Annotated in this window: 10 protein-coding genes; all 10 read right to left on the bottom strand. The window is 58.9% G+C overall.

The window, feature by feature from the left end; translation table 11 throughout:
- Positions 1-29: 29 nt before the first annotated feature.
- Positions 30-1,118, bottom strand: coding sequence for an endospore germination permease (locus tag KQI26_RS02480; protein ID WP_118746405.1), 1,089 nt, complete (start codon positions 1,116-1,118; stop codon positions 30-32).
- Positions 1,115-1,342: a hypothetical protein gene (locus KQI26_RS02485; protein WP_118746406.1), complete on the bottom strand. Its 228-nt coding sequence runs from the start codon at positions 1,340-1,342 to the stop codon at positions 1,115-1,117. Before KQI26_RS02485 ends, KQI26_RS02480 begins: the two co-directional genes overlap by 4 nt.
- Before the next feature lie 8 nt (positions 1,343-1,350).
- The gene (locus KQI26_RS02490; protein WP_216503060.1) at positions 1,351-2,475 is read right to left on the bottom strand and encodes a Ger(x)C family spore germination protein; all 1,125 of its coding nucleotides are present in this window, start codon (positions 2,473-2,475) and stop codon (positions 1,351-1,353) included.
- Positions 2,465-3,910 (bottom strand): spore germination protein, encoded by a 1,446-nt coding sequence (locus KQI26_RS02495; protein ID WP_177613663.1) that lies wholly within the window; start codon positions 3,908-3,910, stop codon positions 2,465-2,467. Before KQI26_RS02495 ends, KQI26_RS02490 begins: the two co-directional genes overlap by 11 nt.
- Before the next feature lie 132 nt (positions 3,911-4,042).
- Positions 4,043-5,095, bottom strand: a complete 1,053-nt coding sequence (locus tag KQI26_RS02500; protein ID WP_216503061.1) for a zf-HC2 domain-containing protein — start codon at positions 5,093-5,095, stop codon at positions 4,043-4,045.
- Positions 5,092-5,697: an RNA polymerase sigma factor gene (locus KQI26_RS02505; RefSeq protein WP_371744058.1), complete on the bottom strand. Its 606-nt coding sequence runs from the start codon at positions 5,695-5,697 to the stop codon at positions 5,092-5,094. Before KQI26_RS02505 ends, KQI26_RS02500 begins: the two co-directional genes overlap by 4 nt.
- Positions 5,698-5,726: 29 nt before the next feature.
- Positions 5,727-6,695, bottom strand: coding sequence for a tRNA dihydrouridine synthase DusB (dusB, locus tag KQI26_RS02510; protein ID WP_216503062.1), 969 nt, complete (start codon positions 6,693-6,695; stop codon positions 5,727-5,729).
- Positions 6,683-7,888: a CapA family protein gene (locus tag KQI26_RS02515; protein WP_216503063.1), complete on the bottom strand. Its 1,206-nt coding sequence runs from the start codon at positions 7,886-7,888 to the stop codon at positions 6,683-6,685. The genes dusB and KQI26_RS02515 overlap by 13 nt, the downstream gene beginning before the upstream one ends.
- Before the next feature lie 161 nt (positions 7,889-8,049).
- The gene (locus KQI26_RS02520; RefSeq protein WP_118746412.1) at positions 8,050-8,304 is read right to left on the bottom strand and encodes a hypothetical protein; all 255 of its coding nucleotides are present in this window, start codon (positions 8,302-8,304) and stop codon (positions 8,050-8,052) included.
- 59 nt (positions 8,305-8,363) lie between these two features.
- The gene (locus KQI26_RS02525; protein ID WP_216503064.1) at positions 8,364-10,694 is read right to left on the bottom strand and encodes a SpoIIE family protein phosphatase; all 2,331 of its coding nucleotides are present in this window, start codon (positions 10,692-10,694) and stop codon (positions 8,364-8,366) included.
- Positions 10,695-11,038 lie beyond the last annotated feature (344 nt).

Below are 11,038 nucleotides of genomic sequence, written 5' to 3' on the forward strand. Positions count from 1 at the left end.
CTTCCGGATTTTCATTTTATTATAGGGCATCACCGCTTCTTTTGCAAGGCGGCGTGGCGGCGGCTGCGCCAGAACCGACCCAGGGCCAGAAGGGGCGGAAAAAGGAGAAGAGCCGGGGTCAGGATATATTTTTCCAGACCCAGGAAGGTGAAAAGCTCCATTTCGCTGGTGAAAAACAGCAGGGCCAGGTTGACGGCCGACAGCGTCAGGGGCATGGTCAGAAGCTTTTCCCGGCAGGAAAATACCGGGGCCAGGGCCTTTTGGGCAAAGAGGATGCAAAGCCCTGCTTTGCAGAACTGGCAGAAGAGAAAATTCACCGCCACGAAAATCTCAAATCGCTGAAAGAAGGACCCCAGAGACACCAGGCTGGCCACGGCAAAGGAAGGAAAGTAATAGGAAGAAACGGCGTAGTAATCCAGGGCCGCCAGGTTTTTGATGAACACTGAACATAAGGTGAGGGCGGTGAGAAATACCGCACCCATGGCTCCCCGTTTCCGTTTCTGTTCCTCTGTCAGGCAGACACCCAGCACCACCAGGGGGAAAAAGCACTCGGCAAAAGAGAGGATCAGGGCGGTAAAGGTGCCCTGAAACAGATTGTTCCATTTTTCCTGCAAGGGCAGAAGGGCCCGGAAGTCACACTGGGGCAGGGTGACCAGCACCGACAGCAGTACAAAGGCCATCACAATGGGCAGCAGCATTTCTCCGGTCCGTCCCAGAGCGGCGCAGCCGGCCCGGGCCATGAAGAAGAGGGTGCAGCCCATCATCAGGGCCAGCACAGGCCGGGGCGTGGCCCACAAGGTGGTTTCCGACAGGAAGAATACAAAGACCCCGGCGGTGACAGCGGCCAGATACCAGGCTGTCAGGCCATAGAACAGGGAGAACAGCCGCCCACCCACCTTTCCGGCACACCGGGAAAAGACCCCTTCCACACTGTGCTCCCCAGGGAGCAGGGACAGGGTACAGAAAAGCAAAGGGAGATACAGAAGGGCGGCCAATAAAATGGTGATCCAGGTATCCCGTCCTCCCTCGCTGGTCCCGCCGATGAGGGAGACGCTGCCCAGCATGGAGAGCACCAGCAGGGAGAAATACCCCCGCCCGGAAACAGTGGCTTTTTTCATGCGCCTGCCCCCCGCCACAGTCCAGGCAAAGCCCGGAGGAATTCTTCCACCCGTTGAGCGGGAAAAGGCAGACGGGCGCCCCAGGCCGCTGCCAGCGTGACCCCCAGGTTCCCCAGCCAGAACAGGCCGTACCAAAGGGGGGCCTTCCCTTTTCTTTTCCAGATATTCCGGTCCAGAAAGGCGAAAAACAGATAGAATAACAGCACGGGCAGTAAAACTTCCATAGCGCCTCCTAATTTGCTCTGGCCGCCGGCAGATACATCCGGCCGGTGCCGGTGACCTGCACCTGCACCGAAAGGTCCAGATCGGCCTGGGAGAAGAATGTGTACCACTGGTCTTTGATCTGCTCCCACTCTGTGGGCTGCCTGCGGCTCAGGTCCAGCCCCAGTCCCAGGGGATCGCAGGCAAATTCCTTTTGCAGCTTTTGCAGCAGTGCCTGCCCGCGCTGGGTCAGTTCTGCGCTGCACAAGCTCTCCAGCTGGCGGTGTCCTTCCTGGGAAAGCAGGGGCTGATCCCCCTCCAGCTCGCTGACCATCACTTCGGCCCGGAGGGACAGCGTCCCCTGCACCTGCCCCTGGGGCGTCAGAGCGGTGTGGAGAGTCAGGCGGCAGGTGTCCAAAGTGAAGGTCACATTCCCCCCTTCCTCCTGGGAACGGAGAACGGTGATGGCTCCCGAGGGCTTTTTGCCTCGGAGCATCAGCAAAGTGTCGGTTTCCTCTTCATCCAGGAAACCCACCAGACGGGATTCCTGGAAAAGAGCCGCTCCCTGGGAGAGCGTACCCTCCTCCCCGGCGGCTACCGCCGGCAGGTAGGGGTCAATGCCTTTTTCCTGCACCTCGCTGTAAAACTGATAAAAGGGCATATAAGGGCCCTGCTGGCCCTCTTCCGAGGCCCGCATGGCAATTTCATAGCCCGCCAGGATTTCGGTGACAGGGGGCGTTTCCAGCAGCTTGGCCGCCGTGTCTTCCCGGGAGACCACCAGGGCCAGGGACAAGGGCATATCATGCTGGCGGCTGAGATAATCCAGCACCTGTTCCATCCCATTGCGGGCCAGCGCGGCGCTGACGGCCACCGTCTGGGTGTGGCCCAGATAAAGCCGCCGCCCGGTATTCCCCGCGGCCGCCCGGCTGGCCGCTATGCAGCTGGGGCCCTCCCCTTCCACCAGACGGCTTTCCACATCCTTCTGGCCGCTTTCTACATGGGCCAGCTCGGCGGTGAACAGGGTCTGGCCTTCGGGATTTACATCCAGGGCCATGCCCGAGACGATGGTCAGGGTATTCAGTTCCTGATAATCCCAGCAGCCTCCGGCAAACAGCAGGGCCAGGGACAAACAAACAGCACAAACTTTATTCTTCATTGGTTTCCTCCGCAATGAACCGGCCGGCCCGGCGCATTTTTTGCCAGGGGGTGCGGAAATAGGAATCCTCCTGTCCACGGCCTCCTGGCGCCGCATCCCGCAGCACAGGCACCCCAAAGGAGTGCAGGGTGGACAGATGGAGAAGCAGCCACAAAAGTCCCACGAACAGGCCGTAAAGCCCCAGCCAGGCCGAAAGGAAGATCAGCCCCAGGCGGCACCAAATCACCGGTCCTTTCAGCCGGGGGAGCATCAGGCCGGTGATGCCGGAAAAGGCCACCACGATGACCATGGGGGCGCTGATGAACCGGGCTTCCACCGCTGCCTGGCCCAGCACAAGGCCTCCCACAATGGATAGAGTCTGGCCAAAGCCCGCCGGGGTGCGCTCCCCTGCCTCCCGCAGGATCTCGAAGGCGATGAGAAGGCCGATTCCTTCCAGAAGGGTGGGAAAAGGAACCCCTTCCCGGGCGGCGGAAATGCTGAAAAGCAATGGAGCGGGGAGCATTTCCCGGTGATAGGTGATCAGGGCGATATAGGCGGGCACCACCGAGATGGCAAAGAGAAAGCCGGCCAGACGGATCAGCCGGGAGATGGCGGCAAAATGCCAGCACACATAGTAATCCTCTCCTGATTGGAACTGCTCCATGAAGATGTAGGGCATGGTCAGCACCACCGGGGAGCCGTCCACCAGCACGGCCACCCGGCCCTCCAGCAGGCAGGCGGCCACCACATCGGGTTTTTCTGTGCCCCCCACCGTTTTGAAGGGAGAGCGGGGGCTGTCCCGGATGAATTCCTGCACATAGTTGGAGTCCAGCACGCCGTCGATCTTCACTTTGCTCAAACGGCTGCGCAGCCGCTCCAGAACCCGGGGCTCCACCACCCCTTCCACATAGCAGATGCAAAGAGTGGTTTTGGTTTCTTCGCCCACCTGGGAAAATTCAAATTTCAGATGGGGGGAGCGGATCTTCCGGCGGATCATGGAGATGTTCATCAAAATGCCTTCGGTGAAGCCCTCCCGAGGACCCCGCAGCACCTGCTCCGATTGGGGCTCGGCAATGGAACGCATGGAAAAGCCTTTGGTGTTGAGGATCAGGGCCCGATCGCTTCCCTGACACAGGAAAAGGGTGTCTCCATAGAGCATATCCCGCACCATGGAGGACACATCCTGACTTTGTTTGGCTTCGTTGATCTGAAGCACGGTTTTCAGGGTGTCTTCCAGAGTGCTCTCCTGGTTTCGGTCCCACAGGGTGACAGGCCGCAGGATATTCTCGTTGATGATCTGGTTATTCACCATGCCGTCGCAGTAAAAAATGCAGCACTCCAGGGGCAAAGTCCCGGCGGACACAAACCGGCGGCAGATGATGGTGCTGTCCCCCTGGAAGATCTCCTGAAACAGCTTGATGTTTTTTTCCAAAGAGGAAGTGAGGGATTTTTCCATTGGCTCTTCTCCTTTCCCTCCATGTTTCATACTGGGTAGTATCACCCAAAAAGGAAAAGAAAAAACCCGGGAAATAGAAAAAGCCATGGAAAGAAACTCTTTCCATGGCTTTTTGCTTTGCAAAATCAAAATTTACCGCTGCTGGTATTGGTAGATGACCACCAGGCCATAGGGCATACCGGCGTCGGTCTTTGGCAGATTGGTGGGGTTTTGAATGGTGAATCCGCCCAGCCGCAGCAGGTTTTCGCAACCGGTCTGGGTAAAGTTCTGGGTGGATACATAGATATAAACGCAGTTTTTTTCCGGATACCGGACGATCTCGTCTTCCTCAAAGGCATTGGGGATTTCCCCCCGGCCGGTGGCCACGCAATAGAAGGCAAAGACTTCATCGGTGTCCAGAAAAGGCACCATAAAATTGGATGCCGCTTTTCCGGAAGCGTCGGAAGAGCTGTCGGCTTCAGAGGTGTGCGGCTGCACTTTGTCCTGGTTGGGTTCCACGCTGCCGGTCTCCGGTGTATTGGATCCGCTTTGGGAATGTTCCGAGGGCTCCAGGGAAGCGGGGGCTTCTCCTGCCTGGGAATTGGAGGAACTTTCGCCATCGGCCGGTGCCGTCTGGCTGCGTCCCTCCATCTGCGGACTAGAAGCCCCGGTTTCATTGGATTTGGCCGCGGTGTCGTATTCGGAGGCACCTTCAGTGTCCTCTGTCTGATCGGAAGCATCGGCCAGAGATTGCAGGTCGGTTTCGTTCTCCAGATTGTTTCCCTGATCCAGGGAATCCTGGGTGCTGCCCTTTGCCGCCTGGCCGGTGGTGTCCGCCATGGTGCCGCCGGAATAGACTCCGTCCTGAGGGAAGAAATAATCCCCCATGGTGCGGAAAAAGCCCTGCTGCAATGTGAGCACCAGCAGTGCAGCGCAGGCCGCCAGCATGCCGAAGGCCCGCAGATAGGATTGACTTCGCTTTTGAGGGGTACGGCGCACAGCGCCCATGATATGCTCATGGAGGGAGGCCGGCGGCTGTTTCTGCATATGCCGCATTTCAAAGGCGATGATCTTCAAAGCGTCAAAACGGTTGCGGCAGGAGGGGCAGGATTCCAGGTGCTCCAGAAGATCGGAGATCTGGGAAGCGGGCAGGTCACCGTCCAGATACCGGTTCATTTGTTGGATGTATTTTTCACAGCCCGTCATGGTTTCCCTCCTTTCTCCCCTTTAGACTTTTTCTTTCCGAAAAAGTTCCCCGTTTCGGTGAGTTTGATCCGCAGTTTTTCCCTGGCCCGGGAAATGCGGGACTTCACCGTACCCTCTTCCAGGTCCAGACTGTTTGCAATCTCCTCATAGCTCAGCCCCAGCACATCCCGCATCACCAGGATTTCCCGGTGGTCGGGGGAAAGCTGGTGCAGGCTTTCTTCGATCTGGCGACGCATTTCTTTTTGCTCCAGCACATTTTCCGGGTGATAGCGTAGGTCGGGAACTTCCAGGGTGTAGTCCTCCTCTTCTCCATCCTGAGAAAGAGAAACTTCCATCCGGCTGCCTTTTTTCCGCAGGAAATCCTTGCAGGCGTTGGAGGTCACCCGGTAGAGCCAGGTGGAAAACCGACTTTCCCCGCTGAACTGGGGCAGGAAGCGGTAGACCCGCAGGAATACTTCCTGGCAGATGTCCATGGCGTCCTGTTCACTGCCTACATAGTGATAGGCCAGGCTATATATCTTTTGTTCGTATTCGGTGACCAGTGTCTCAAAAGCCCGCTGATCTCCTTGTTTGGCCCTGTTGATGACCATATGCTCATTCACAGGCGCCCCTCCTTCCCCCTGCTTTTCATTTACCCCAGCTGCTGCTCCATTTTCTGGCACAGAGCCCGAAACTCGGCCAGAGTGTTGACATGACTGAATTCCAGTTTAAAGGGCTTGGCTCCCCGCACGCCCTTGAGATACCACAAAATATGCTTGCGGGCCTCCGACATGGCCCGGCTTTCTCCTTTCCGCTGGCACATCAGGGCGATGTGCTTGTCCATCAAGGCGATCTTCTCCGAAAGAGTGGGCTCTTTTTCAGGGGGAAGCCCCTCCAGAGCCCGTTTCATCCGGCGAAAGACCTGGGGGTCTCCCTGAGCGCCCCGGGCCACCATGACGAAATCGGCGCCCCCCTGCAAAGCCCGCTGGGCATCTTCCGGGGTGAACATATCCCCACTGGCGATCACCGGGATGCTCAGAGCCTCTTTCACCCGCAAAACGGCATCCAGATCGCTTTTTCCCGCATACATCTGCTGGCGGGTGCGGCCGTGGACGCACACGGCATCCACGCCGCAGGCCTGGGCCATACGGCCGAATTCCACACAGGTGTCCTCGTCTGCTTCATAGCCCTTGCGGAATTTCACTGTCAGCGGCACCTGCACCGCCTGGCGCACGGCCCGGATCAGTTTTTCCGCCTGAGAAATGTTGCGCATCAGGGCGCTGCCCTCTCCGTTGCCGGTGATCTTGGGCATGGGGCAGCCCATGTTGATGTCCACAAAATCCGCCCCGGAAATCTCCAGGGCCAGCTGGGCCGCCTGGGCGCAGACTTCCGGCTCAGAGCCGAAGATCTGCACGCCGCAGGGGTGTTCTTCCGGGGAGATGAACAGCAGCTGACGGCTTTTTTTGTCCTGATAAAGCAAGGCCTTGGCGCTGACCATCTCGGTATAGCTTCCCGCCGCGCCCTCCTGGCGGCAGATGGTGCGGAAGGCCGAGTCGGTGACTCCGGCCATGGGGCCCAGCAACAGAGGGTTTTCAAAAGAGATATTTCCTATGGATGGCACGCGAAACTCTCCTTTGTCTGCAAAAATTCTCCCAGTACCTGTTGGGCGAGGCCGTTATAATAATCCAAAGTGATGGGATTGTCGTATTTTTTCACCGCGTGAAGCGAGATCAGATCCTGGGTGTAATCCTGCAAAGGATAGACCCGGTAATTTTTGCCCCCGTTTTCAAAATGGGTGATGATAGGCAGCACGCCCGGGGCCAGGGTTTCGATGGTGCCGTCTGTGCGGCGATGAACGGTAAGGCTGAGCATACCCCCCAGCATGGTCTCCTTGGTGTTCTGGGAGGAGACGAAGTTACCCAGAGAGTAGATGCAGAAGGTCTGTCCCCCATCGGCCCGGGTGAGCCACTGGGCACTTTCCAACACATGGGGATGGTGTCCCAGAATCAGGTCGGCCCCCTGGTCGGCGACGAACTGGGCCAGTTCCTGCTGTTCCTGGGTAGGCTCCAGCAGGTATTCGGTGCCCCAGTGCAGGGAGATCACCAGATAGTCGCACTGAGGGCGCAGAGCGGCCATATCCTGGGCGATCTTGTCTTTGTCAATCAGGGAAATGGCGTATTCCTTCCCCGCCGGAATGGGGATGCCGTTGGTGCCGTATGTATAGCCCAAAAAGCCAAAGGTGATGCCGTTTCGCTCCAGAATACAGGGCTGGGCCGCCTCTTCCGGCGTGGAGAAAGCGCCGATCACCGGCATATTCCGGGCTTTCCAGGCACTAAGGGTATTCATCAGCCCGTCGATCCCCTTGTCCAGAGAATGATTGGAAGCTTCGTTGACGATGTCAAAGCCGCAGTCCACAATGGCGTCGGCGGCCTGCTGGGGCGCGTCCAGGCTGGGATAACGGCCTACGGTGCCGTTGAGGGGCACCTCCTGGTTGAGAAAGGCGATGTCGGCGCTTTGGATCAGATCCTTCACCGGTTGATACACCGGGGTGAAATCATAGCTGCCGTCGCTTTGCTGGGCATCCCAGGAAATGGTGTTGTGGAGCAGGTTGTCCCCTACGGCCACCAGCGTGGCGGAGGCTTCTTCCATAGGTTCCGGTTCCGGCTCCTGAGGGGTTTGTTCTTCTTCTGGTTTGGCCTCCTGTTCCTGGGATGAAGCCTCATCCTCTTGTGGAACTTTCTGAGCCGCACACCCGGCAAAAAACACCAGGGATAAAAGCAGCGCCATCAGGCGCAGAAAATTTTTCCGTTTCATCTTTTCTCCTTTTTTCGATGGTTTTTCTCTTTCTATTGTATTCAATCTTCCGGAAAAGTGCAAATGGAATTCACAGATTTTCTCCAAAACAATAAAAAATCCCGGAGGGAAATGTTCCCTCCGGGACCCAGACGGTCAAAACCATCCATTGTTCCCATTTTTCAAAAAAACAGAGCACTGATGAGCCACAGACCACCGGCTGCGGCCATGCCGCCGACAAAGGCCAGAGGCGTTTTGATCCGCTGGAGCTTCTGGGCGGGGGCATAGCAGCCGGTCAGCCTTTGGGCCTCCTGCAAAAGCTGCCCCTGGGTCATGCCGCCCTTCTCGTTTTCGGCCACAATGAAGATCGCCTGTTCAAAATGCTGTGTATCGGCAGGGCGGACGATCACCGCCCGTTTGGCTGCACCTTTCACCATCTGTCATTCCTCCTTAACGCCATGGCGTCTGCCCTTAGTGTGGCCCGGTTTTTTGGCCTTTATACCGGCTCTTTGGGGATGCGCTGGACGGAAACCACCAGCACCGTCCGGTCATCCAAAGGGCGCTCTCCCTGTTCGGCGACCTGGATGGCCTCCTGGGCCAGGGCCTGGGGCGAGGGCAGGCGGCGATAGGCATCCAAAAGCCATTGGCCGTCGATGCGCTCGGCGGCACCGTCGCTGAGCATGACCAGGGTGCAAGTGTCTTTCAACTGGAAATATTCCGGTTCCGGCGGACTTTCTCCCCCTTCCAGACCGGCGGGCAAGGCCCGGGAAGAAAACTTCCGGGCCCGGCCGCCGGAGAGGAGCCAGGTGGGGGCGGCGCCGTATTTGGTCACGGCGCCCCGGCCGGAATACAGATCGATTTCCAGCAGATCCAGGGTGACAAAGCCCTTCTCTTCCAGTCGGGCCGAGAGCACAGGGGTCACCGCCCGGGCGCTTTCCCACAGGGAGCAGCCCGCATGGGCAAACCGGGAAAGGAGAGACAGCGTTTCCAGGCTCACCTGGGCGGCTCCTTCTCCCGAGCCCATGCCGTCGGCCAACATGGTCAGGTGGCGGCCATCGTCGGTGGAAAGATCCATGTATTGATCGCCATTTACCGTCTCCCCTTCTTTTTTCCGCTGGGCTGCCACTGCAGAAACGGCAAATTGCTCCCGCTCCACACACCGCACCAGAGTGCCTTTGTCCTCCTCTACCGGCTGGGGCGGGCAGAAATCCCGGCCTAGGGCCAGGGAGAGACTGCGGACGAAAGCGCCATGATCCTCGGGAAGATCTTCTGGGGAAGATACCCGCACTTCACAGCGCATTCGCCCCTGGTTTGTGTAAAGGGCCACCGCCGGCCGGCGGAAATAGGCTTCCGCCACGCTTTTGGCCCGGTTTTCCAAAGCGGGATAGTATTCCGGTCCCTCCAGCAGAGTGGTGCCCATGTCCCGCAGCAGTCCGCCCACCCCTTCGTATTGCCGCCGCAGCAGTTTGCGGTTTTCTCCCTGGCGGGCCAGCTCTCCCCGGCGGCGCAGCAGAGCGGCGTATTCCAGGCTCACCGCCTGGGCAAACCGGTGGATTTCCAGACACCGGGCGGCAAAATAGGCGGGAAAGTCTTCCGCCTGGAGTTTGCCCTTTTTCCGCAAGGCCTGGGTCACATCGTTCATCACCCCCATGGTGGACACATATTCCTTGTCCCAGCAGGCTTCCCGCACCGGACAGAACCGGCAGACCTTGTCGGCACTGCGGCGGAACACCTGGGTGATGTCCTCCTGGTTTTTCACCGGTACATCGGTGAGGCTAAGGGCCAGAGCTTCCAAGGCCCGGGAGGCCTGGCGCAGTCGCTGCTGGGCGTATTTTCCCATTTGCCCCGGTCCAGCTGGGGCAAAGGCTTGGGCTGCACCATCGCCCAAGGCGCTTTTCACTCGGGCCAGCAGCCCTTCGGGAAGCACCAGAAAAAACACCGAGGCACAGAAACATTCATACAGCCCGGAGGCCGCCTGGGGGGAGCGGATGGCCCACAGAGTGGCGGCACAATGGGCCAGCACAAAGGCCACACCAAAGCCCAGCCGGCCCCGTTTCCGGCACAGCCCGCCAATCAACCCGGCCACCCCGTACAGACCGGTAAAGTGCAGCTCCATACCGCCGGAAAGATCGAAAGCCGCACCAAAAGCCACTCCCGCCCCGGCGCCTCCGGCCCCAGGGGCACAGTAGGCCACCGTCATCACAGCCAACAGGCCGATGGCCCGGGCTGGTGACAGGATGTGAAATACCCGCCAGGGCTCCAGAGCCAAAAGAAAGGAAAGCAGCAGCGCTCCCTGCCCGGCCAGCAGGGCTTGTTCCTTTCCGGGAGAAGAGGAAGGCCGGGCTGCAAGGCTGTATAAGCAGACCATGGCGCCGCACACCCCGGCCTCCCCCAGAAGAAGGGCCAGGCCCTCAGGGGTGAATTGGGTCATAAGCAGGGCGCTGCCGGTGCATAAAAGGGTAAAGGCCGTACACAAAGGCATCAGAGGGCGCAGGCCGTCGGAGCCGGTGCTGGAAAAGACCAGGGCACAGGCGGCACACACCAAAAGGGAGGCGCAGTAGTGAAGACCATTGCTGCCCAAGGTAACAGCATACCCTGCAAAAGCCCCCAATACTGCGCCGAACCCCCATTTTCCGCCGCAGAATGCAGCGCCGAAGGCCAGAGCAAAGGGATGGGCCTGGCCGAACAAAGCCGCCGATGTGAAAATATACCCTCCCCCGGCTAAAATCCCTTGGCACACCGCCCATCGCAGCCGGGGGTCTGCACCCCACCGGCGCAGCTTGTCCCCCAGGGGAAGGGCTCTTTCCGCCCGTTTTCGTTTTTCCATGTCCATCCCTCCGCTTTTTCCGGTTTTGCTCCCATTATACCGGCTTTTCTTTGCGGAAAAGGTTGAAAAAGGGGCGTTGGCCCAGTGACGCAGAGTGGCGCTGGTCCTGCTTCTTTCTTCAAAAAAGGCTCTCCCTTTTGGGGAGAGCCTTGAGCGTGTCGAAAAAGTGGCTTAGGCCACTTTTTCGAGTTTTTGCAAGGGGCTGGCGGCGAGCCGCCGCTCCCATACTGCGCTCCCGCGCTGGGCAGGTCCGATGCAGAAAGGCAAAGAAAGTATGGCCGTCCGGCCACCGGACCAGCGGGGCGCCCCGCCCTTGAGAAGTGCAAAAAGCCACGCATAGGTCG

The sequence above is a fragment of the Intestinimonas sp. MSJ-38 genome, assembly GCF_018917925.1.
GTDB lineage: Bacteria > Bacillota > Clostridia > Oscillospirales > Butyricicoccaceae > Pseudobutyricicoccus.

Excerpts from the sequence above, each read along its gene's own strand:
- KQI26_RS02480 (WP_118746405.1), bottom strand. The coding sequence starts at position 1,118 with ATGAAAAAAGCCACTGTTTCCGGGCGGGGGTATTTCTCCCTGCTGGTG.
- KQI26_RS02490 (WP_216503060.1), bottom strand. The coding sequence starts at position 2,475 with ATGAAGAATAAAGTTTGTGCTGTTTGTTTGTCCCTGGCCCTGCTGTTT.
- KQI26_RS02500 (WP_216503061.1), bottom strand. The coding sequence starts at position 5,095 with ATGACGGGCTGTGAAAAATACATCCAACAAATGAACCGGTATCTGGAC.
- KQI26_RS02525 (WP_216503064.1), bottom strand. The coding sequence starts at position 10,694 with ATGGAAAAACGAAAACGGGCGGAAAGAGCCCTTCCCCTGGGGGACAAG.
- KQI26_RS02485 (WP_118746406.1), bottom strand. The coding sequence starts at position 1,342 with ATGGAAGTTTTACTGCCCGTGCTGTTATTCTATCTGTTTTTCGCCTTT.
- KQI26_RS02495 (WP_177613663.1), bottom strand. The coding sequence starts at position 3,910 with ATGGAAAAATCCCTCACTTCCTCTTTGGAAAAAAACATCAAGCTGTTT.
- KQI26_RS02520 (WP_118746412.1), bottom strand. The coding sequence starts at position 8,304 with ATGGTGAAAGGTGCAGCCAAACGGGCGGTGATCGTCCGCCCTGCCGAT.
- KQI26_RS02515 (WP_216503063.1), bottom strand. The coding sequence starts at position 7,888 with ATGAAACGGAAAAATTTTCTGCGCCTGATGGCGCTGCTTTTATCCCTG.